Consider the following 24,432-nt stretch of genomic DNA (forward strand, 5'->3'; position numbering starts at 1 on the left):
CTGGCTTTAAAATTTTAAGTTTATTTTATCCATGACTGAACTATTTAATCCTTCTGAAAATTCTAATGTTTCTCGTCGTTTTATTCTAAAATTATTCGGTATTAGTGCGGTTACTGGTGTCTTAGGATATTCTCGATTTCATAAACCCGAACCCACTATTTTCCAGCCGAATATCATTAATTTACCCCAATTTTTAACCCAACCTAAGCACGTTGTAATTGTCGGTGCAGGACTAGCTGGATTAGCCAGTGCCTATGAATTAAGTCAACGGGGATTTAAAGTGAGTTTATTAGAAAAATCTCCCCAGTTAGGCGGTAAAATTGCCAGTTGGGATATTAAAATAGGGGATCAAACCTTTAAAATGGAACATGGTTTTCATGGTTTCTTTCCTCAATATTATAACTTAAAATCCTTAGTTAAGGAAATCGAAATTGATAATAATTTTAAATCCTTAGAATCCTACGCGGTGGTTTTTAAAAATAACCAATATCAACCGGAAGTATTCCGTCCCAGTCATTCTGCTTTTCCTTGGAATGTGGTCGATTTAGGATTTTCTTCTGCTAATCGTTTAAACTGGGGAATTAATCTAACTCATCTCAATCATTGGAAAGTCTTTAGAGAAATTGGCGGGTTTAAAATTCCTAATAGTTATCAACGCTTAGATGATATTTCCGTTGCGGACTGGGTGAGTCAAGATTTCCCCCAAGGTTTATATGATTTATACTTTCTTCCCTTTGCTAAATCCAGTTTAAATGCACCGGATAAATTGAGTGTGGGAGAACTTATGCAGTTTTTCCATTTCTATTTTTTTGGTAATCCTGAAGGGTTAGCTTTTAATGGGACTCGGCAAGATATGGGAAGCAGTTTAGTCCAACCTTTAGTTAAAGCAATTCAACAAAAAGGTGGGGAAGTTTTAACCGATATTACCGTAAGTAATATTAACTGGAATCAAGGAAAAATTGATTCTATTAGTTATTTTCAAGGTAATCAAATTAATTCGGTTCCATTTTGGGTTAAATATAATTCAATTCTATCATCAATTACCCCACCTTTACCCGAAAATAAACATTTAGAATACTTTGGGGATGGAGATGATATTTATGCGATATCTAGTCAGAATAATCAAGCTATTTCTTTACAATGTACCCATCAAGGTTGCACCGTACAAATGGCAGAAGATGGATATTTTCATTGTCCTTGTCACGGAGCTATTTTTGATCAAAATGGCAAAGTGATTTCTGGCCCAGCACAACGGGATTTAACACCCTACAAAGTTAGGGACAGACAGGATAATCAAGTTCAGTTATTGAGTGTTAATTCTAATACAAACCAGACCCAGAATATTCAGGCAGACTATTATGTATTAGCGACGGATATTCCCGGGACACAACGATTATTTACGGGGATGACCGGGGAAATTAATCAACAGGTACAACAACAAATTGAACAATTACAAGTCGCTGACCCTTTTGCCGTTTGTCGGTTTTGGTTTGACCGAGATTTTCCCTGGGAACATAGTCATTTTACCTCTCTATCGGGTTATGATTTAACCGATAGTATCACCCTTTATCATCGGATTCAAGAAGAATATATTCAATGGTATGAAGCAACCGGGGGGACTGTGGTAGAACTTCACGCTTATTGTTATAAAGAAGCTCAATTTCCTACTCAAGAAATATTGTTAAAAACTTTTGAACAGGAACTTTATGAAATTGTCCCCGAATTAAAATTAGCTACCCTATTACATCGGGAATTAGTCAATCAGAAAAATTTTGCCGGATATCCCCCCGGAAGTTATGCAAATCGTCCGGCTACGAATTCCGGGGTTACTAATTTAATGTTTGCCGGAGATTGGGTAAAAATGCCCTTTCCCTGTGGTTTAATGGAAAGGGCTGTTAGTAGTGGATTATTAGCAGCAAATGAGATTTTATATCAGGAGGGTTTGCAAAAACGATCACTTTTTTCTGTAAATCCAGAAGGATTTTTAAAGATATAAAATTGATTTCACTTTAATTCCGCGCAGGCGGAATTTGTTTGTATAGCTGCGATTTCAATCGCCAGGTTAATATAAATTTTCTATGTAGGCGGAATTTGTTTGTATAGCTGCGATTTCAATCGCCAGGTTAATATAAATCTTCTATTAAAATCACCCAGGTTAATATGAATTCAGAAAAATTATCCCATACAACTAACGATATTCGACAGTCAGGAATCAACCCGAATCACTGGTATGTTGTAGCGGCGAGTCATGAAGTCAAAACTAAACCTGTAGAAGTCAAATTATGGCATCAAAATATTGTTTTATTTCGGGATAGTTTAGGCAAAATTCAAGCCTTAGAAAATCGCTGTCCCCATCGACAAGTTAAACTGAGTCATGGTAAAATTATCTCGGATTATATAGAATGTGCTTATCATGGTTGGCAATTTAATACTCAAGGAGAATGTGTCCTAGTTCCCTATTTAGAGGATAAGCAAAAATTACCTAAAAATTGTAAAATTAAAGAATATTCTGTTAAAGAATTAGAGGGTTTTATTTGGTTATTTCTTGGGGATAATCCTAATTTAATTCAACCTTTAGCCATTCCAGAATGGGAACACTTGAATTATATTGCTACGGTTTCAACCATTCATTATCAAGGTCATTTTTCCTTTTTAATTGAGAATTTAATGGATATGTACCATGGACATTTACATCAAGATTTACAAGCTTGGACAGATGCTCAGTTAGAAAAAATAGAAGAAACCCCAAACCGAGTTGATGCTTATTATCAAGCTCAGAGTTATTATAAAATTGATAAAATTTGGTCAATTTCTCAGCTATTTTTTCCGGGTTTAAGAAAACTTCATCCCGAACCTTTAACGGTGAGTTATATTTATCCCCATTGGGTTTCTACCTTGGGAGAATATTTTAAAATATATTGTTTATTTTGTCCGATTAGTTTAACAGAAACCCGAGCTTATTTAATTCATTTTACCTCATTAAATGCTTTTTGGCGACTCCATAAATTGCCCGTCAAGTTCAGAAAATTTGTCAAAGATTTATGTTTTGGTTCCGCCCAAAACCTATTGGATGGGTTGGTAAAACAGGATATTTTAATGATAGAAGAAGAACAACAAGCTTATTTAGAAAATACCCAACAAAAAGGATATGAATTTAACCCGACTATCGCCAGTGTTCAACGGTTAATTAACAATCAAGTTGAAAGATAATCATTAGGGGGTCATCAATACAAAAATTTGTTGTTGGGATAAGGACACTTTTATGGAGCGCTGAAGCGCAACAACGATGCAACGGTGAATTTATGCTTTTTGCTTCAAAATTAATAAGGTAATATCATCAAATTGTTTTTCTTCTCCTCGGAATGTTACAATATCATTAATCACAGTTTGTTTAATTTCTTCTATTGGGTGTTGCCAATTTTGAGAAATAACATCACAGAGTCTATCCAGTCCATATTGTTGTTTATTAAGATTAAAGGTTTCTGTAATTCCATCGGTATATAAAACCACACCATCCCCAGTTTTTAACTCAACAGTTATGGAATTAATAAACTCCGTAATATTTTCATCTAAAGCAATCGGAATCCCTAAATCCATGGTATCAATCCGTTCAATCTTACCATCAGAACGAACAATCAAAATTTCTTCATGTTGTCCACTAACTGTTAATAAACCTTGATAATAATTTAAAATAGCTAAAGTTAAATTTCTATCCACATTCATCCGTGCAACATTTTTATAAAGAGTGTTGTTAAGAATCGTCAAAAATTGGATAGGGTTAGTTTCTCTAATTTCCGTCAGGGTACGAATTCCCATTTGAGCCATTAACATTAAAATCCCACTTTCTAACCCATGTCCGGTAACATCTCCAATTCCAAAAGTCACCACACCATCGGTTTCTAAAACATCATAATAATCGCCCCCAACTTCCTCCGCAGGTTCCATAAATCCCACAATTTCTAACCCAGAAATCGCCGCCAATTCCTCTGGTTTGGGTAAAATCATTTGTTGTAAGCGACGAGTAACTTCTAATTCCGTTGCTAACCGTAAATTTTCCGTTTGTAGGCGACTAATATTAACATGGGTTTTAATTCTGGCTAAAAGTTCATCCTTAGCAAAGGGTTTCATCATATAATCATTCGCACCCATATTTAACCCCGTTACAATATCTTGAACTTGAGTTTTAGCCGTTAATAAAATAATCGGTAATTCCGTTTGATTAAACTGTTCTCTAAGTTTTTGAGTAACTTCATATCCAGTCATTTTAGGCATCATTACATCCAATAATATCACATCAGGTCTGAGTCCTTTGGCAATTAATTCTAAGGTTTCTTCGCCATTACTGGCTTGAAAAACAGCATATTGATGCAGGGAAAGATTATTAAATAAAACTTGCCGATTAACTGCTTCATCATCAACAATTAGAATCTTAATAACTTCTGAAGAAGGGTTAATTTGGGGTTGAACAAAACTAGAATTAATCGATAATAAGGTATTAATTTCTTGAGGTTGCAGCGGATTTTTAACTCGTTTTTCCGTTGGTGTTTTAACTGCATTTTCAGCAATGGGTAGGGTAAACGTAAATCGAGAACCGATACCCACCTCCGATTCAACTGTAATTTCACCCCTATGTAATTCAATCAATTGTTTGGTAATAGTTAATCCTAATCCGGTACCACCATATTCCCTAGCAGTTGACCCTTCTCCCTGTTCAAAGGATTCAAAAATTCGGTCTAATTTATTAGTAGGAATCCCAATTCCCGTATCAGAAATTGTAATTGCAATTTGAGACTTATTGCCTTTAGGTAAAATGATGGCTGAAATTTCTACGATTCCTTCCGGGGTAAATTTGATCGCATTTCCAATTAAATTATAGAGAATTTGTTGTAACCGATTTTCGTCTGCTTCCGCCAGGGGAAAATCAACAGGAATCCGATTAATAATATGTAAATTTTTCTGAGTAATTAGATGTTGACTCAAAATAGAAACCGCATCCGCAATCGCCCGAATATCAAGGGGTCGCAGTTCCAGTTCTATATTTTGGTGGCGCAGTTTAGAGAAATCCAAAATATCACCGACTAAACTTGATAAACGGCGACCACTAGCGGCAATCATCGCTAAATTACTATTAGTTTGAGGGGATAAATCTCCCGTTGCACCATCAATTAAAGATTCAGCAATCCCAATAATTCCATTTAAAGGAGTTCTTAATTCATGGGATGTATTGGCTAGAAATTCATCTTTTAATTGGTCTAAATGTTGCAGTTCTTCATTTTTAGCTTCTAAAATAGTAAAGGATTCTTTTAACTGTTTAGCCATGCTATTAAAAGATTTAGCTAACTGACCTAATTCATCATCCCGTTTCAGGTTTACTTTTTGTTCCCAGTCCCCTTGAGCAATTTTTTTGGCGGCAATATTTAACTGTAAAATCGGTTTTACAATCCATTGTGTTGTGAATAATCCGATTAATGTAGCTCCCAATAATGCCAAACTACACAAAGCAATAGTGGTGCGAGTATTAGCATTAATTTGTTCCATAAAATCCGCTTCAGGAACCACCACAAGAATTAACCAATTAACGGTTTTTCCCTTCTGAAACGGTAACACCTTGACAAAATAACGACTATTATTCCAAATAAACTCTAGTTCTTTCCCTTGTTTAATTTCCCTGAGATTAGAATGGGTTTGATTTAAATAGTTGGCGGTCGCTTGAGTTAAGGGATTTTGGCTTTTTAGCGCCGCAAATAACTGTCTATCATTATTAACAACTAAAAAGGGTTTTTCTAAAGTTGAAGTGGCTAATAACGTGCCATCGCTATCGATTAAAAAGGTTTGTCCTGATTTTCCTACCTTTAATCGATTTAAAAAATTTCCAATTCCATCTAACCGTAATGCGGTATTTAAAACCCCTTGAACTTCTTGGGTTTGAGGATTGTAAACCGGAAGCAAAGCACTCATTAATAAAGTCGGTTCTAATAAGGATAGATATACCGAACTCCAAGTCGCATCTCCCGCTTTTACTGCGTCTTTATACCACACCCCTTTCCTTGTATCAAAATCTTTAACAATAGTTGCAACTTCGGTGCGATCGCCTTTATAATCAGTTTTATAGGAATAAAAATCAGAATTAGTAAAAGTATCAACTACATTAATTCTTAAAGACCCATCCCCCAACTGTTCCCCCGTGCGTTCTTGTCCAGCAGCATTAGTAATTTTAATAAAGTTAATATCAGGATAAATTTGTACCTGTCGCCAGAGATATTGTTCCCACTGGGTTAAGTTTTGAAAGGTCAAAATTCTCGATTGAAGTAAATTTAAGTTCGTTTGATTAATCTTTTCTGGAATAGCTAAATAGGCTTCTAAATTCTGTTCAACCCTCGCACTAATTTCATTTTGCAATTGACCCACTACCTCATTAACCGCCTTCTGTCCCGCCTGAAAAGACAGCCACCCCACAATCCCAACTGCCCCAAAAATTTGCAGTAAAAAAGGTATAATCAAAACCGTTCGGATCGGAATCGGACGCTGACTTTTCCGAACCATTCTAATCCAAATCAACTGAAATTTAGGCAAAGAAATTGACATTGAAGATCAAAAATTATGGTTGTTAAGTGGGTAATAGATAATCAATTAACTCTTACACTGGTACGGGCGGGTTCTTTTAGATATTTGTAAATGACATAAATTTTGATGAACCCGCCCCTACGACTGATAACTCTTAAACTGATAACTGATTACTGATTACTGATTCCCTCCCAGCGTTTCATCTGACCCCCATCAATATCAAAGAGGTCAAGCACCCGACAAACCGTATTTGTAACCATTTCATCAATTGATTTTGGCATCGTATAAAATGCCGGAACCGGAGGCATAATAATTCCCCCGCATTCAGTCACCGTTAACATATTTTTAAGATGGATAGCATGGAGAGGGGTTTCCCGCACCATCAACACCAACCGACGGCGCTCTTTGAGTACCACATCCGCCGCCCGGGTGAGCAGGTTACTCGTCACTCCCGTCGCCACCTCAGCCAAAGTTTTCATCGAACAGGGCAGAATCACCATCCCCATTGTCCGAAACGAACCACTAGATATCGCCGCCCCCACATCACCGATAGCATAGCTCACATCAGCTAAGTTGTGAAGTTGTTTACTATCTATATCCAACTCATGGGCTCTAGTGATTTCTCCCGCCCGAGAAACCACCAGATGGGTTTCTACATCGGTTTCCCGCAGGAGTTCCAACAGACGCACCGCATAGATAATACCACTCGCCCCACTAATGCCCACAATGAGACGTTTAGAACTGGTCATATTAATGGCGGCTTCCTAATCTGAATTATTGTATTTTAGCCCTAAATAAACCCATTTTTTCAATCAACTTATTTTCTAATATCACTGCGAATATGTAAATCTCGTTGAGGATAGGGAATTTCAATATTATTCTCTGCAAAAACTTTCCAAATCTCACAAGCAATTTCGCTCATAATTCGTTTCCCTCCGATGGGAGTTTCTAACCAGACTGTGATCTCAAAATCTAAACTGGATTCTGCAAAATCAATAAAATTGACCAAAGGGGCCGGATCATTTAAAACTTCAGGATGTTTATAGATAATTTCTAATAAAATCTCAATCACCTTTTGCGGATCACAATCATAACTCACTCCCACAATCAAAGACTTTCGCACCCGGCGATCGCTCCCCGTCATGGTTTTAAGTTCCTGGGTAAAAAAGACTTGATTCGGAATAATTTTTTCTGAATTATCTCTCATCACTTGTACCGTTGTGGCTCGCATACTAATTTTTTTAACTTCACTCGATTCTCCCCCAATTTCAATAATATCTCCCGGTCTTAAAGAGCCTTCAAATAATAGAAATATCCCACTAATAAAATTACTAAATACTTCCTTTAAACCAAACCCAATTCCAACGGATAAACCCCCCGTAATTGCCGCAAATGTTGTAGAATTAAATCCTAGATATCCAATAACAATCACGATTCCTAGAGTAATTAAAAAATAACGAATTAAAATTAATGAGGCTTGAGCACTACCCGAATCCAGTTTCGTGCTATTAATAGTAGTCTGCCAGAGGATATATTGTAAAATATTGACGGCAACAATCCATAAATATAACCCCACGGTACTAATTAAAACTGCTGCTACGGTGACCGAACTGCCAAATAAATTAATCACCACCACTTGCAGAAGTTTCTCAAAATCTACAAATAAATTTAAAATTTCTCTCAAAATATATAAAACAAATATCGGTCTAAAAAAATAGAAATTACACTCTTTAACCCGATTAATCGGAATAAATAGACATAAACTAACGATAAAAATTCGATAAAATAGATAAACCCATAAAATATTAATTGCGATTGTTATAATTCCGGCAATCCATCCTTGATAAATGAATAAATTTTGAAATAAATTTAAGACAATTAAGCTAAATCCCCGACCCACTAAATCAGGAATTAAGACTAATCCACACCAATAAGGAGCTAAAGTTGTTTCTTGGACTAGATTAACTGCTAGTTGTGGGAAATTCTCTTTAATTTTTTTACCGACCCAATAGGATAGGCTATGACCGACTAAAATCGAGATCAAAATCACCCCTAATTGAATTTGTACCGGAGAGCGATTCAAAAAAATTAAGAGTTTAGTAATTTGATCAACAATAAATGTTAAATTAGGTTGATTAGACATATAATATTTTTTTAAGGTTGACTTGATTTCTGATTAACAGTTTCAGTAATCTGAGCAGCAGCATCTTCAGGAGTGATACTTCCCGCTAATACTTGAGGATATAAACTATTGCCCGTCTTCGCCCAAACCCGCGCTGATTCAACTTGGTCTAAAGGAATCGCGATTGCGGTTTTAGATTGCTGGACTAATATTGCTTCTCGGGGAAACAAACGACTATTAACATTAACATTGTTATCAGCCGGCATAAAAGAGCCTTCTAGGAGACTTAACCGCTTACGAGTTTGTTCTGGATTTGTAAAAAACTCAGCCAATTTTAGAGCTAACTGCTGTTGCTGAGGACTCGATATTCGATTAAACAAAATCACACGGGAATAGATAAAAGGCCCGGCGGGGTTGTTCCCTTCCCCGGGTAATAAGGCAACACCCAAATTATCTTTTCCTAACGCTTGGCTATATTTTGGAAACTCGGAAGAATCACAAAAAACATAGGCTAATCGGTTATTAATAAATCCCTGTTCTAAACCTTCAATACCATCACTAAAAACCATATTTGGTTCGTTTTGGGCAATTTTTAGCCACTCCATCCATTTTCCCCAACTTTTTTGATCAAAAACAAAATTACCTTGGACATCAAAAGATTTCCCCCCAAAAACTTGCACTCCCCAAAAAGTGCCTACAAAATTAGACCATATCCCCACCGAGTAACCCGTCTTGGCTTGTTGCAAGAGTTCCGTTAAAGTTTTAGGCGGTAACTTCACTTTCTTCTTGTTATAGCAAAGAGTTTGAGTCATCACCGAGGTGGGTATACCATACATTTTTCCTTGATAGCGAACATGACTAATCGCCGCAGGAAGATAACCCGAAAAGTCAAAGTCTTGAATCACCGGAATCAAATTATCCTGAACTAAACTCGGAATCACCCCAGAAGCGGTAAATAGAAAATCAGGCCCCAAACCTCTCTTAACTTGTTTGCGGAATTGCTGATCTAATTGATCACTGGGAATATATTCACTCACAATCCTAACATTAGGATATATTTGCATATAGTCCTTCAAGGACTCTTGCATCATTTCCTTGATTTTGTCCTCAAAGGAATGCCAGACTAAAATCTGCCCTTGAATGGATTGTGGTTGAGGCTCAGATATTTTGTCCGTATCCTTGGGACTACAACTGGTCAAAAATATTAATACTAAGATAATTAACTGCAAAAAACGGTAACGCAATTGATTTTCCTACTCCCTAAATCAAATATTGAAACGGTCTATAGCAATCGGCAGTTTACTCTTGACAACTTCTTTCTGTCTTTGGAGTTAAATTATGCCCAACCCTTACTATAAAACAAGCGATCGCCCTTTTCAATAAAAGCGATCGCTATTTTAACTAAATTGAAATTACTGTTATTTCAACATTCCCGAAACCGAAGCCACCTCCGGTTTAGCAATCCTAGGAGCCATAAACCCCTTTGCATACAAATCAGGATTAGCTTTAGCCACCTGAGCATAAGAATCCCGCATCTGACTATTGAGGGCAACGGTGGTGGCATCATAAACCTTAGTTACCAGTTTAGGATATAACCCAATTCCCACAATCAGTACCAGGAAACTCGCTGCAATGAACACCTCCCGAGGTCGAGCATCACTAAAAGTCGATTCCGAGGGGAGTACACAACTGGTTCCAAAACAAAATGCCTCTAGGTCACCAGGATTTTTTGCAACCGCATCACCCAACATACAAGCAGGCGCTTCACCCGTTGCATAGAATAACTGACGCAGCATTGACAGTAAATAAATCGGGGTCAGAACTAATCCCACACCCGCCAAGGCCACCAGAACCACTCGGAAAGTCGTGCTATAAATATCGCTGGTGCTAATCCCAATAAAGATTAACACCTCACTGGCAAAGCCACTCATCCCAGGTAAGGCCATGGATGCCATAGCCCCGGCGGTAAACAGAGTGAACACCCTGGGCATCACCTTACCGATATAACCCATTTCATCCAAAGCCAGAGTATGGGTGCGGTCATAGGTAACACCCGCCAGGAAGAACAGCACCGCCGAAATTAGACCGTGAGAGATCATTTGTAATAATGCTCCACTCACCCCAATATCGGTAAAGGAGGCAATTCCCAGCAACACAAATCCCATGTGAGACACAGAGGAATAGGCCAGGCGGCGTTTCATATTCGATTGGCCAAAGGAATTTAATCCGCCATACACAATATTAACCACCCCTAAAATTGCCAGAATCGGGGCAAAGTAGATATGGGCATCGGGTAGCATCCCCATATTCACCCGAATCAGACCGTATCCCCCCATCTTTAAAAGTACCCCAGCCAAAATCATCGAAACCGGAGCCGAGGCTTCACCATGAGCGTCTGGGAGCCAAGTGTGTAGGGGAAAAACCGCCAGTTTCAAGCCAAAGGCGATTAATAACCCGGCATACATCAATAATTCTAGGGTGAGAGGATAATCCTTCAGACCCAGTTCCACCATATCGAACGTTAAGGGGCCACCGCCATAGAAGGCCATTGCTAAGGCAGCCACCAGGATAAATAAAGAGGCTGCGGCCGTATATAATAAAAATTTAGTCGCGGCGTAGCGGCGTTTTGGCCCGCCCCAGATGGAAATTAATAGGTACACCGGAATTAATTCCAGTTCCCAGACAATAAATAACAGCAGTAAGTCTTGAGCCACAAACACCCCGATTTGGGCCGAATACAGCACCAACATCAGGAAGTAGAACAGACGAGGTTTTTGGTCTACCTGCCAAGCTGCAAAAATAGACAGGGTTGTAACCAGTCCGGCCAGAAGTACCAGGGGAAGGGAAATCCCGTCTACAGAAACGGCCCAGTTCAAACCCAATTGAGGCGCCCAGGGAAACTTTTCCACGAGTTGGAAATTTGCACTGCTCGCATCGTAGTACTTCAAGAAGACATAGCACATTAATAATAAGTCGGCGATGCCTACACCCAGGGCATACCAGCGCAACTGTTTGCCGTCTTTATCCGGCAGTACAGGAATTAGCACCGAAGCAACGAGTGGGAGCAGGACTATCGTGGTCAGCCAGGGAAATTGATCCGCCATCATGACAGTAAGAACAAATACTTATCCGTGAATAATTGTATTGTACTCAACTGTGTAACGATTTGTATATAAATTTTACCTGGGATAACAATTGATTAAAGTCTATGGATTTTCAATATCTATATACTTTAATCAATTGTCAAGATAAAACCCGACTGCATTTGATAATTTCCAGCCTAAAAATCAAATGTAATCGGGTTGATTTGTGGTTAAATTTTAATTATTCTTCCCCAAAATGCTCTCGCAGTTTTGCTTCTTGTTCCGTTGATAAATTAGACTGAATCAGTTCTCCTTTATCGAAATCTTTAAACGCTTCTTCCACTTTGTCTATCGTGACTTTACCTGTTAGCAAAAATAGGGCAGAGGTTCCTTCTGTGACTTGTTCACGCACACTTTTAATAAAGTCATCATTAATCCCATAATCGTTAAATTGACCAGAAAGTGCTCCAACTAAGGTTCCAATTGCCGCACCAATAAAGGGCATAAAAAATATTAAGCCAAATAGCATTCCCCAAAAAGCCCCGCCTAACATTCCGGCTCCCACTAAATCAAAGGCTTGAACGGTTTTAGGTTTTTTTCGACCCGTTGGCCAAGTAACAACCGCAGCATCCTGAATTTCAACTAAATACTCTTTTTGAAGTTGGACTAACTTAGCAAGTGCAGTTTCCGCGCCTTCGGCGGTATGAAATTTCCAAACGGTTAGTGTGGCCATAATTTAAATTCCTCTGTTGATGTTCAAGGATAATTCATTAATTTATCATGATATAATAATATTTGAATTGGCGTCGATCTATTCAACAATTACCCAGTGTATGTTAAATTTCCTTAACAAATTGAGTGCTGTAGCGATAGGAACAGTATTTCTATTTCCTAGCATTGCAGTCCAAATAGCTTCAGCATCTCCCAATTTGGGTGATGGCATTATCTGTGTTGCCAAAGGAATGACCAATCAAGGTCATAAAATCTACTTTTATACCTCTGTCATTGATGACAACACCATAGAGAAAAAGCAATCCGTTTCTGTCACCATCAATGAATTCATCAATGGAGAAATGGAGCCAGCCGCTTTAGCCTCCACAAGCTATCAAGGCAACGATACTTTTAGCGGAAAATCTCAAGCCGGAAGTCCGATTAGTTTTACCCTGCTTGGTAACTACAGTGTCGTTCAAATTCGGCATAGTGGTCAAACTTTTACCGGAATTTGTCACTAGAATTTAGGTTGACTGTGGATTGGTATTGGCTAGAGAGTAGTGATTATCCTTTTGCTGTTAATCATCATGTCTCGATAATTTTGTCATTAATTTAGCACCCAGGAAAAGCATCTATGTCCAACGAAAATTTTCAATACACGCCCAAATTAGACCCCAATTATTATATTCCAAATCGCTTTACTAACCAAACAATAATTGTTACCGGAGGTGCCAGGGGAATTGGTAAAGCCACAGCAATCAGAGCTACAAGGGAAGGTGCCAATGTCGTCATTGCTGACCGCCTCAAAGATTTAGGAGAAGAAACAACAAATCAGATTATTGCTGAAGGTGGAAAAGCGGTTTTTGTTCATGCCGATGTTTCTATTCCTGAACAAGTATTGCAGGTCGTAGAAACCACAATTCAAACCTTTGGAGAACTGCATATTGGCATTAATAATGCTGGAATTATTGGTAATCCCAGTCCGGTACATTTAACATCCGATGAAACTTGGAATTGGGTAATTGCTAATAATTTAACCTCCGTTTTCTTGTGTTGTCGGGAACAGTTAAAAGTCATGATTCAGCAGGGACTTGGCGGTGCAATTGTGAATGTGAGTTCTATTGCTGGATTAACAGGTTTACCAGGTAATCCTCCCTATGTCGCTTCTAAACATGGTGTCAGTGGGATTAGCCGTCAAATTGCCCTAGACTATGCTAAATATGGTATCCGTTGTAATGCAATTTGTCCATCAGGAACCGATACACCGATGGTGGAAGAAGCCATGCAAATTGTTCTAAAAGCTCAAGCTGCATCGGGTGATGGCACACCAGATTCGGGTTCAATGGTATTACCAGGTTCAAAAACTCAAAGTATGTTGAAACGCAATGCAACCGCCGAAGAACAAGCTGCTTCTATTCTCTATTATGCCTCAGAAGAAGCTGCTCATATCACAGGGAGTGTCGTGGCAACCGATGGCGGTTGGACAGCCTTTTAATCGTTAAGAATTAACTCTGAATTACCCCAGTTAACGGTCAAGTTTTAACCGTTAACTGTTGATTTTTGATATTATAAAAACCATAAAAGAGGAACTAAAATAGCCGTTACAATTGCTGCAAAAATCAGGGCGTATTCTACTTTTTTACTCAATAATCTGATCACTAAAATTAAACTAATTGCCAATAAAACGGCTCCAATTTCCACTAAATCTTGCCCTTTTTGATCAATCAGAGTTAGATTTGGGGGAGGAACTTGAGAGGTTTGTGTTTGGGAAGGAACCTGAATCAAAACTTGACCAGAAATGGAATTAGACGACATTAGGGAAGCGTTCATGAACTGACATTATATTTGGTTAAAACAACAGAATTCCTGTAATTGCAGATTTCACTAATATCTACTATAGCAATCCTATTTGAGTTGTGTTCAAAATTCCTGATCAAAAGGGAACAGGGGTAATACTTCTGACTGTTTCATGTCAGTATTGAAATGTTACAACCTATTTAGGATTGCTATATAGTCCACAGATGGGATTAGAGTACAGATAATCCCGCTTTTCTTAATATAACTTTTGGATCATTTGAAACAGAGAGAATGTCATGGCTATCAACTCATACTTTAAATTGACTGAAAACTAAACATTAGGCGGTAATTCTAAGGCAATATTTCCCAACAAACCCTTACGAAAATCATTTAACATTTGACGGGCAGTGCGTTCGATATCCCCTTTGTTTCTATAGTCTGCCAATTCCTGTAAATAGATATCCCCACTCAGAGCCGTAAACTCTAATTGATACCGGGAAACTAGCAAATGTTGTAAATTCAAATCCTGTAACAACTCGATTAATACCGTTGCAACCTGTCGATTTTCATAGGACGCTTCCCCAATATCCTCACAAATTGCCAACTTTAAGGCATCTTCCTCTTTTCTGATTTTGGTCGGAATTACCCCAGGAGCATCTAATAATTCCAGAGTCTCAGAAATTCTCACCCATTTCAAATGACGAGTCACCCCCGCCCGTCTAGCACTATCCACAATTCGTCGATTCAATAACCGATTAATTAACGCCGATTTTCCCACATTCGGAAAACCAATCACCGCCGCCCGCACAGGACGGGGCAACATCCCCCTCACAGCCCGTTTTTCATTGATTTGTAACCCGGCAGCTTGGGCAGCTTTCGCCACCGCATCCACCCCATTTCCCAACCTAGAATTCGTAAAATAAGCCGTTTCCCCCTGTTCCTCAAACCACTCCTCCCACTGTTTTTGAATACGAGAGGGAATCATATCCATACGGTTAATTACCAGCACTTTCGTTTTACTTCCCACCCACTGCGGAACATTGGGATGATGGGTCGTCAGAGGAATACGAGCATCTCGCACCTCCAAAATCACATCCACCCGTTTCAGTTGTTCCTGAAGGGTGCGTTCCGCTTTAGCAATATGACCGGGATACCATTGGATAGACATTATGTTAGGAGAGCAGGGGGAGCAGAGGGGCAGGGGGATCATCTCACCGTAGTGAGTCCTTTAGGACTCTCTTAGAGGGAGCATAGGGAGTAAGCAGTGCGAGCGTCCTCGCTCGCTGACTAACAACCAACAGCTAACAGCTAAGTGTTCCACGTTGAAACTTTACCCTCCCTTAAGGAACAATCAGAACAGGACAGGGAGACAAATTAATCACACGGTTGGTAACACTATCGGCGGCACCATCTTCAGTAAGACCAATGCCTCGACTACCCATGACAATTAAATCCGCATTAATTTCATCGGCAACGTCACAAATCGTAAAAGCGGGTTTTCCCTCTTTTTCCAGGATTTGAGCCTCAATACCCTCCTGAGAAAACAGGGTTTGAGCCTGTTTCAGCAAGTCCGCCACCGCTTCCGGGGACGTCATTTGTTCAGGATGAGGATGAGGTTCGGTCACCTCGGCATTGGGCTCCACAACCGCCAAAACATGGAGACTAGACCCAAAGGTTTTGACCAGGTTGGTCACAATTACCGCCGCTTCGTGGGCTTCACGGCTTTGGTCAACAGCAAATAAAATGGTTTTAAACATAATCGCGCATCTCCGAGACGCGGACTTCGGTAGAATGTTTACTGTGAACGATTAGGTGGTAGACCGGATTGGGTTGATAGACAGCATTAAACCGTCCCAAACCTAAACCATGCCCCCTAAATTTAATCTGATTTAGACAACAAAACATCCTAGGAGGATTATCCTGTGTCAAAAAAAACTGTAGCAGATTTATCAGCATCAGATTTATCTGGGAAACGGGTATTAGTCCGCGTTGATTTTAATGTTCCCCTAGATAACGGTTCAATTACCGATGATACACGGATTCGTGCGGCTCTGCCGACAATCCAAGATTTAACCTCCAAAGGCGCTAAAGTGATTTTAACTAGCCACTTTGGTCGTCCCCAAGGTCAAGTTAACGAGTCCATGCGTTTAACCCCTGTGGCTGCCCGGTTATCGGAATTGTTAGGTAAACCCGTTAAGAAATTTGACGATTGTATTGGCGATGAAGTCATCCAAGGAGTTGCCGAACTGCAAAATGGCGATGTGGCATTATTAGAAAACGTCCGTTTCTATGCCGAAGAAGAAGATAATGATCCTGAATTTGCGAAAAAATTAGCTTCTGTTGCCGATTTATACGTTAATGATGCCTTTGGAACCGCCCACCGTGCCCATGCTTCTACTGAAGGAGTAACTCATTATTTGCCTTCTGTGGCGGGTTATTTAATTGAAAAAGAACTCAAGTTTTTACAAGGCGCTATTGAAGAACCTAAACGGCCTTTAGCGGCTATTGTGGGTGGTTCTAAAGTGTCTTCTAAAATTGGTGTAATTGAAGCTCTTTTAGATAAATGCGATAAATTGCTGTTGGGCGGTGGGATGATTTTCACTTTCTATAAAGCTCGCGGTTTGAATGTGGGTAAATCTTTGGTGGAAGAAGATAAACTGGATTTAGCCCGGGCATTGGAAGCCAAAGCCAAAGAAAAAGGTGTGGCATTTTTATTACCTACCGATGTGATTGTTGCTGATAAATTTGCTCCTGATGCGGAAGCAAAAACCGTTAGCATTAATGATATTCCCGATGGTTGGATGGGATTAGATATTGGCCCCGATTCAATTAAAGTCTTCCAAGAAGCGTTAGGCGATTGCAAAACCGTGATTTGGAACGGCCCCATGGGGGTTTTTGAGTTTGAGAAATTTGCCGCTGGGACAAAAGCGATCGCTTTAACTTTAGCAGATTTAACCAAAACAGGCACGATTACCATTATCGGTGGTGGTGATTCCGTTGCGGCTGTTGAACAGTTGCATTTAGGCGAACAAATGAGCCATATTTCCACTGGGGGTGGCGCCAGTTTAGAACTGTTAGAAGGGAAAGTATTACCCGGAATTGCTGCGTTAAATGACAAGTAATTTTAGGGTGAGTTAACCTGAATTTGTAGGGGATATGGCAGTGTCATATTCCCTATAAATTTTTTGTGATGATTCCTATATATCCCTCTTCTGTCAGTCTCCGAAACCAACAAGTAATAAAAAGTAGAGTTATCCATTGGGAAAATAAGATTGAAATTGATTAATATTCTGAATTAATTTATGAAACCCAAGCAATAAATAACGATCAGGAAAAACATCTAACCACGGGGCAATCAACCACAATATAATAGTAGGCTGAATTATTAAACGCAAATTATTTAAAACATTTTTCCATCCCTCTTTATGATTCCATTGTTGGTGATTCGAGCAATCTGTGGTGTTTTTTTTGCTCTCCGATTCTCTGGGACTTCCTTGACTTAAAGACCGGAAAACTTCGGAGTTGAAACTAATCATTAAATACACACAGAAAATGATTTCCCACCATTTTTCTATATCTTGAAAATCCGTCAACCGATAGTCAGTCCAACCCAGTTCTTGTTTACATTGTCGAAATCCATATTCCACCCATGTTCTTAACCCGTATAAATTACCTAATGTCTTTTTTATCTGGTTCCTATTTTCTGTTAAATTTGTCATGACAAATGAAGTTGAGGCTTCTGGCATTGTTTCTGGATCTGTGGTGATTTCCCAATAGGTTCTCGGACTTCTTTTTCCAAATATAATTTCTCTAATATATCGGGTTTCTGATTCTCCATTGCTAAAAACTCTCTCAAATTTACACCATTTGTTTGCTCTAACTTTCTCCTCGCTTGACATCCAGACTCCATGATTACTTCTTATTGCCAGCACCCAAGGTAATCCAAATTTATCTAATGTACTGATAAACGAACTACTTTCACCATAAAGGCTATCTGCTAATACCAATTCAATTTGAAATCCCAGTTCAACCAACTCTGTTAGGATTTCTGATGCGATTTCAATCTTAGTTTTGTAGACATCTCCTTCTTTTAATGTTCCTTTGGGTTTAAATACTCTAAACACTAAAGGAAAAGTTATATTTTTATAAACACCGTAAGCATTAACTGATACTATTCCCCGATCTATTTTGCCCACACTTCCCAAGTATTGTCGGGCTACATAGTCGGTTTTTTTACCCTTTCTCCTATCTCCTGTTTCATCAATTATTACTATAATCTTCTCTTCTTTCAATGCTTTTAGAGTTCGAGCTAATCTTCTTTCCTTTAATTCCCTTGCTGACCAAGGCGAATTGGCTAAAAAATGATGGAGTGATTGCGGCGACCTAATTCCTACTATTTTAGCAATTTCCGGTAAAGATTTTCTCGGAATTGGTGAGATGATTCCTAGATGTAAGTATTTAAAACATTCGTAACTTCTAACTTCAGGGAATAGGTCTTTATAACCTTGACAATATTCATCAATCACTGAAACTGTTGGTTGTGCATCTCTGGCTAAATGTTTGATAATCTGTAATTCTACATCCATTACCCTATCCCCCTTCTAGCTACCCATGTGGTTTATTTTCTAATTTTACTTCTAGGAGACTGACAGAAGAGGGATAGAACACTTTTATTTCAAATCATGAAACTCATTACCTATTACCCATTCCCTGTTTCCTGTTCCCTCCCATACTTAACTTGTCGGCCAATCAAATTAATAAAACCCGAACCAAAATGCTGAATTTCTAAGAAATTAGCATGGGAAGCCGTCGGCTTATAAACTTTAAATGTTTTCATAATTCCTAGGGTTGCGGCACTTTCTAATGGCCCGATAAAACCACAATCTCGATCTAAAAAATAAGGTTGCTTTGCCCAATATTCCATCTGTTCAGCATTCAAAAAGAAACAACCGGAATGGGGATTTAAAGGGCGTTTAAATGAAACCGCCTGTTCCATCACTTTCCCAATAAATTGGGGCTGATCTTGAATATTTTGAAAATTAGCCGTGATATGGGGTAAAAGATCTCCATCAATATAGGCTTTAATGGCTTTGCTATGGGGAGAAACTTCGTAACGGTTGGGCTGTAACAGACAGCTATTTCCAGCGTGACGATTAAACCAATTTAACTTTGTAAATAACCAAGGATCACGCAAAATCAAATCATCTTCCAAATAACAATAATAATCATATTGACCCAAATATTCTCGCAAAACTTGATGACATTGAAATCCCAATAACATTGGTTCTACCTGGGTAGAATAATGTTTACAAAACCATGAAGGTAAGGGAATTTGTGCCAGCAAATGATACTCTTGAGTAGTACAAATCACAATGTCAACTTGATAATTTTGTTCCTGATTCACAGGAATTGTCTGACATTGAGCAATATCAATCATGCACTGGGATTGACTATAAAGTTCCCGCAAAGCAGTTAAAGCAAATACTAACCCAGTAATTCGAGGGCGTGGATCTTTACTTAAAGAGGCGTGTTTCCCATCTCCATCCGAGTTAAAAAAGTGAGGAATTGTAAATAAAATCCGCATAATTTATAACTAAACCTTTTAACATTAATTATCCAATATTCTGTAGCGCAAATTAGAAGAACTTCAACGAAGCCCAAATCTAATCCGTGCAATCCGCGTAATCCTTTGAATCCGTGATCATAATTCGGGAACTCGTTGACGCAATTCTTGATTTAAACTTGGTAAATTATCTCGCATTTTTAAATACCATTCTCGTCGCTGTTGATAATGTTGGCAGAGTAAACGATTACTTTTTACCCAAAGATAGGCATTATTAGCGATTTTTTGCCGAAGTACGGTATTAATAATTAATTCATTCAAATACATTTCAAACTGTTGAATATTGCGATAAATTAAACCCGTTTCTTCATGAATTACCGATTGTTCATAGACCGTTGGACTCGCTAAAACCGCCACCCCATGACCCGCACATTCCAAAAACTTTAAATCCGATTTCATCAAATTAACAGGTGTGGGGGTTAACGGTAACAAACCAATATCACAGGTTTGCAGAATCTGATGATATCTATCATAACTGCAAAAGGGTTCAAATTCTTTATCAGATATTGCCAAATGATCAAAAAAACGTCGATCATGAATGACCTTAACCTTAACTAAAGTTTGATGACGAATTAAAACCCGGTTTAAGGTTTCCATAATCGGTTGCCAATCCTGTTCCCGATTTAATGCTCCAAAAAATAAAGTAACTTTTGGATGGGAATAAATTCGAGGGGGAGGTAAAATCAATAAATGATTTTTAAAGATAGCAACGTGAGGATTAAATTGTTGTAAAAATTCCTTTAAAGGGTCTGTTGAAGTCTGTACACCATGACAGCCGCGATAGCTCAAATAACGATTGTCTGCATACTCCTGCCTGCGTAACGGATTATCGTCAATTTCAGCAATAATAAGATAATCCTGTTTTAGCAAATTTCTTAATATTTCTAAGTGATGATCATAGGATAAAATTGTCCGTTGCCAAATAAAAACCTTTTCTTCTTCGGGTAAAATAGAACCATTTGGAATTGATTTAGAGGCTGAAATGGTGCGGGTTCCGGGTATGGTCGCACTCAATTGATCGGGTTCCAATACCCGCAGGCGATCGCATCCTGTAGGAGCCATAATTGCCGTTTGAATCAATAAACGACGGGGAGGTTGTAACGATTTAATTGCACGAACAATATAAAATTCGGCGGCGGTTTGAGTCGCAAAACGATTGGGATCTAAACCCAAAGTATTCCTCAGAGGTTCTACTAATTGCAGAAAATTTTGAAACTGATCATCTTTTTTTCCTCGGGTTTGAATTTCATAAATATATAATCCCGCTTCCCAGAATAGTTTTTGAATTCTTTCTAAAGTAAATCCTTGATAATCAGTATTTTCTTCACCCTCATTTTCTGATTTTCCTTGCAATAAATTAATAATATTTTGCCAATACTGACGATTAGGAATATAAGCTAAAACCTGACCTTGATCTTTTAACCATCGGGTGTGATATTGTAAAACCTTGAGCGGATTTCTGATTTGAGGTAAAATCCTGTCATAAATTAAACAATCTACGGTTTGTTCTTCTAATTCTAATGGGATTGTTTCTAATTGATCAATTGAACTCAGAGTAATCCTATCTAAACCTTGAGTTATTTCTGAACTTAATTCAGAATCAATTAAAATTCCCCCATAAAAACTTTGAGGATTAATTCGTTTATAATGATCAGCTGTACTGCCGTTTCGACAACCCACGTCTATTAGGACTTGAGCATTAGGGGGTAAAAAATTCAATAACTCTGAGGGTTCGCGATTCAAATAATGATCACTGACCTGATCTATAGTATCTCTATTCATAACTTTTAGTAAAACTAGAGCTATTTTATAAATAACAGGTTTTAGGTCACACTGGCAAGTTAATTTTAGAATTAAAAATTTTTTATCAAATCTTTACCCTAAATTTTATGGCTAGAGTTAGCGTTATTATTCCAACCTATAACCAAGATTCCTACATTTCTGAAGCAATTGATAGTGTTTTAAACCAAACCTACCAAGATTTTGAAATTGTGATCACTAATGATGGTTCTACGGATAAAACCTTGCAAATTATTCAAGAAAAACAAGATCCTCGAATTCGCTATTTTTCTTTCGATCAGAATCAAGGAGTGAGTATAGCAGCCAATCATTGTATTCATCAGGCGACGGGAGAACTCATTGCTATTTTAGATTCTGACAATATTTTTTTACCGAATAAACTTGAGAAACAAGTTAATTTTTTGGATGAAAACCCTAAATTTGATGCGGTTTTTACCCATGCTATTATTATTGATAAAAATGGTAATCATCACCCAGGTAAAGAATCGTCTTTTCAACAGTTATTTGCTCAAGAAAACAAAAATCGTTTTCAATGGTTAAATTCTTTTTTTTACTCTGATAATTCTTTATGTAATACCAGTGTTTTGATTAAGAAAAAATGCTATAATCAAGTAGGTTTATATGATCCACGATTACGTCAAATTCATGATTTAGATTTTTGGATACGTTTATGTCTGAAATCAGAAATTCATATTTTACCGGAACCTTTAGTTTTATTTCGATTTCATGATCGCAATATTAGTGGGGTAACGGCGGAAAATATAATTCGACATACTTGGGAAATTCCTCAAGTGCTTGAGCATTATTTCTGTCCAGAGGTTAGCCAAAATTTTCATACTATTTTTCCTCAACAGCAACTTATTCAAACTCCTATTACCCTTGATGATCTACAATTTTTAATCGCAAAACAGTCTTTAAATATTCATCGTCCTAGTCATCAATATTTTGGGATTTATACTTTATATCGGTTAATGAATAATCCTGAATCGGCTGCATATATTGAAAAAAAATATTCCTTTAAATATACGGATCTGATTCATCTGACTGGAAATTATGATATTTTCCAAATGATTAGTAATCGGAAATTGAAGCAAGATCTTGATCAAACAAAAAAATACCTAGAAGCATTACAACCAAAATTAGATCTATCTATTGAAACTGCATCTCAACCGCTAGTAAGTATATTAATTCCGACTTATAACGGGGAACAATTCTTATCAAAAGCGATTCAAAGTGCTTTAGATCAAACCTATTCTAACCTAGAAATTATTATTTCTGATGATGGGTCAACGGATAGGACTGTAAAAATTGCTGAATCTTTTAAAAATAATTGTTCTACTCCCTATCGGATTATAACTCATTCTAATTATGGATTGGTCAAAAATCTTAATTTTTCTATTCAGCAAGCCCAAGGAAAATACATAAAATTTATTTTTCAGGATGATTGGTTAGAACCTAATTGTATTGAATATATGGTTAATTTAGCAGAACAAGATCCAGAAATAGGGTTGGTTTTCTCGCCCCGTCAAGTGTTAATTGACCCTGATTCTCAATCTGATTTAGCGTGTCAATCTGCTTATAATGGGGCGATTAACTTACATCAAAAATGGTCTGATTTAAAACCCATACAATCAGGTGAAGATCTTTTGTCTGATCCCAACTGTTTAATCGGAGGATTAAATAAAATTGGAGAACCAACAACAGTATTAATTTCTAAAGGAGTTTTTGAAGAATTAGGAGAATTTGATGCTACACTTCAGCAACTTTTGGATGTTGATATGTGGTTTAGAATTATGGGTCGTTATAAAATTGCTTTTGTGAATCAAACTTTATCTTCTCTCCTGATTCATAAAAAACAACAGACTCAAGTGAATATTGTTCAAAAGGAAAATTATAAAGATTATGAAAGACTTTATTTAAAGCTATTGCAGGATTCTTGCTATAGTTTTTTGAATCTATCTTTTAAACAGATGGTTTTACAAAAAACCTTGTTTAACTCGCAATTTTACCTCAAGTTAATCACTAATTTACTGAATCAATTCCAAGAAAACCCTACGGAGAGAGTCATAGAGTGTCTGCAATTAGTTCGTCAAACCCTAGTTAAATATTGGTTAACTTTAACTCCTGGGGATTTAGAAACTCGATATTCTAGCGAAATTCGTCCAATTTATCAGCATTTATTGAATAGTAATATTATTGACCAAGAAGTGAGTGAGATTGAACAATCATGGATTGAATCAATCAGAAAAAAACTTTCCCAAGGTTTGTCTTCCTGTGATTTAATTCCTGGCTTGATGGGATTTATGTTATATGAAAGAGCTTATGATCTTGATTTTATATACGAAAATGCAATTATTCCTCAATATTTTTTCCCTGAATTTATCAGTTGGCTGTTTGCTCCAATTCAAACTTTTAGGTCTCCAGAAGACCGATTAAAATATATTAATTTTCAGGAAAATTTATTGGCTTATATTATTCATAACTTAAATACGGATTCATCTTTTTGTGATTTGTGGATCTATGTCGCCCAGTGTTATCTTAAATATTCTCAGTGGGATTTTGAAGATTTCGCCGAAATTAATCTCCAGAGGATTTATGATTACAGAAAAAAAATGATTAATTTTTTAGCATTGAACTCAAAGGATAATTGTCTGAACCGATAGCCAGTCTGAATCAACCATAACAATACCAGGGCTTTGCAGCCGAACACTGGAACTTGAAACCATTGATCC

General features: G+C 37.7%; 18 protein-coding genes. 6 read left to right on the forward strand and 12 right to left on the reverse strand.

Annotated features, from left to right (window positions below; all coding sequences use genetic code 11):
- The first annotated feature begins 31 nt into the window (after nt 1–31).
- Together PL11201_RS00655 and PL11201_RS00660 are read left to right on the forward strand one after the other, a co-directional pair.
- The gene (locus PL11201_RS00655) at nt 32–1,996 is read left to right on the forward strand and encodes an FAD-dependent oxidoreductase (protein ID WP_079676726.1); all 1,965 of its coding nucleotides are present in this window, start codon (nt 32–34) and stop codon (nt 1,994–1,996) included.
- Nucleotides 1,997–2,160: 164 nt separating this feature from the next.
- Nucleotides 2,161–3,210, forward strand: a complete 1,050-nt coding sequence (locus PL11201_RS00660; protein ID WP_079676727.1) for an aromatic ring-hydroxylating dioxygenase subunit alpha — start codon at nt 2,161–2,163, stop codon at nt 3,208–3,210.
- A gap of 90 nt (nt 3,211–3,300) precedes the next feature.
- Here the strand turns inward: PL11201_RS00660 and PL11201_RS00665 are convergent, their stop codons facing one another.
- The 6 genes from PL11201_RS00665 to PL11201_RS00690 form a co-directional block, all read right to left on the reverse strand.
- Entirely contained in the window at nt 3,301–6,585 is a 3,285-nt protein-coding gene (locus tag PL11201_RS00665) for a SpoIIE family protein phosphatase (protein WP_079676728.1), read from the reverse strand.
- Nucleotides 6,586–6,734: 149 nt separating this feature from the next.
- A complete protein-coding gene (locus tag PL11201_RS00670; RefSeq protein WP_079676729.1) occupies nt 6,735–7,313 on the reverse strand; it encodes a UbiX family flavin prenyltransferase in 579 nt (192 codons plus the stop codon).
- A 68-nt stretch (nt 7,314–7,381) separates the two neighbouring features.
- The gene (locus PL11201_RS00675) at nt 7,382–8,707 is read right to left on the reverse strand and encodes a mechanosensitive ion channel family protein (protein ID WP_079676730.1); all 1,326 of its coding nucleotides are present in this window, start codon (nt 8,705–8,707) and stop codon (nt 7,382–7,384) included.
- 11 nt (nt 8,708–8,718) lie between these two features.
- Nucleotides 8,719–9,930: a sugar ABC transporter substrate-binding protein gene (locus PL11201_RS00680; RefSeq protein ID WP_144017632.1), complete on the reverse strand. Its 1,212-nt coding sequence runs from the start codon at nt 9,928–9,930 to the stop codon at nt 8,719–8,721.
- A 174-nt stretch (nt 9,931–10,104) separates the two neighbouring features.
- Nucleotides 10,105–11,793: an NAD(P)H-quinone oxidoreductase subunit 4 gene (locus PL11201_RS00685; protein WP_079676732.1), complete on the reverse strand. Its 1,689-nt coding sequence runs from the start codon at nt 11,791–11,793 to the stop codon at nt 10,105–10,107.
- A 217-nt stretch (nt 11,794–12,010) separates the two neighbouring features.
- Nucleotides 12,011–12,502: a DUF1269 domain-containing protein gene (locus PL11201_RS00690; protein WP_079676733.1), complete on the reverse strand. Its 492-nt coding sequence runs from the start codon at nt 12,500–12,502 to the stop codon at nt 12,011–12,013.
- Between the two features lie 100 nt (nt 12,503–12,602).
- Here PL11201_RS00690 and PL11201_RS00695 point away from each other — a divergent pair, with 100 nt between their 5' ends.
- Nucleotides 12,603–13,001 (forward strand): hypothetical protein, encoded by a 399-nt coding sequence (locus PL11201_RS00695; RefSeq protein WP_079676734.1) that lies wholly within the window; start codon nt 12,603–12,605, stop codon nt 12,999–13,001.
- A 113-nt stretch (nt 13,002–13,114) separates the two neighbouring features.
- Entirely contained in the window at nt 13,115–13,975 is an 861-nt protein-coding gene (locus PL11201_RS00700; protein ID WP_079676735.1) for an SDR family NAD(P)-dependent oxidoreductase, read from the forward strand.
- 71 nt (nt 13,976–14,046) lie between these two features.
- Here PL11201_RS00700 and PL11201_RS00705 read toward each other — a convergent pair whose 3' ends face one another.
- The 3 genes from PL11201_RS00705 to PL11201_RS00715 all read right to left on the reverse strand — a co-directional run bounded on the left by PL11201_RS00705 (nt 14,047) and on the right by PL11201_RS00715 (nt 16,034).
- Entirely contained in the window at nt 14,047–14,310 is a 264-nt protein-coding gene (locus tag PL11201_RS00705; RefSeq protein ID WP_144017633.1) for a hypothetical protein, read from the reverse strand.
- Nucleotides 14,311–14,608: 298 nt separating this feature from the next.
- Nucleotides 14,609–15,445 (reverse strand): ribosome biogenesis GTPase YlqF, encoded by an 837-nt coding sequence (gene ylqF / locus PL11201_RS00710; RefSeq protein ID WP_079676736.1) that lies wholly within the window; start codon nt 15,443–15,445, stop codon nt 14,609–14,611.
- Between the two features lie 172 nt (nt 15,446–15,617).
- A complete protein-coding gene (locus PL11201_RS00715) occupies nt 15,618–16,034 on the reverse strand; it encodes a universal stress protein (RefSeq protein WP_079676737.1) in 417 nt (138 codons plus the stop codon).
- 165 nt (nt 16,035–16,199) lie between these two features.
- Here PL11201_RS00715 and pgk point away from each other — a divergent pair, with 165 nt between their 5' ends.
- Nucleotides 16,200–17,399 (forward strand): phosphoglycerate kinase, encoded by a 1,200-nt coding sequence (gene pgk / locus PL11201_RS00720; protein ID WP_079676738.1) that lies wholly within the window; start codon nt 16,200–16,202, stop codon nt 17,397–17,399.
- 129 nt (nt 17,400–17,528) lie between these two features.
- On the opposite strand, the gene PL11201_RS00725 is transcribed toward pgk, so the two are convergent.
- From PL11201_RS00725 to PL11201_RS00735, 3 genes are all read right to left on the reverse strand, one after another.
- The gene (locus tag PL11201_RS00725; protein WP_079676739.1) at nt 17,529–18,863 is read right to left on the reverse strand and encodes an IS701 family transposase; all 1,335 of its coding nucleotides are present in this window, start codon (nt 18,861–18,863) and stop codon (nt 17,529–17,531) included.
- 113 nt (nt 18,864–18,976) lie between these two features.
- Nucleotides 18,977–19,861 carry a hypothetical protein gene (locus PL11201_RS00730; protein ID WP_079676740.1) on the reverse strand — a complete coding sequence of 295 codons (885 nt, stop codon included), beginning with the start codon at nt 19,859–19,861 and terminating at the stop codon, nt 18,977–18,979.
- Between the two features lie 117 nt (nt 19,862–19,978).
- A complete protein-coding gene (locus tag PL11201_RS00735) occupies nt 19,979–21,682 on the reverse strand; it encodes a glycosyltransferase family protein (protein WP_079676741.1) in 1,704 nt (567 codons plus the stop codon).
- A gap of 107 nt (nt 21,683–21,789) precedes the next feature.
- Between PL11201_RS00735 and PL11201_RS00740 the strand changes: the two genes are divergently transcribed.
- Nucleotides 21,790–24,363 (forward strand): glycosyltransferase family 2 protein, encoded by a 2,574-nt coding sequence (locus PL11201_RS00740; protein WP_079676742.1) that lies wholly within the window; start codon nt 21,790–21,792, stop codon nt 24,361–24,363.
- The last annotated feature ends 69 nt before the right edge of the window (nt 24,364–24,432 follow it).

This window comes from Planktothrix sp. PCC 11201, from assembly GCF_900009135.1.
GTDB lineage: Bacteria > Cyanobacteriota > Cyanobacteriia > Cyanobacteriales > Microcoleaceae > Planktothrix.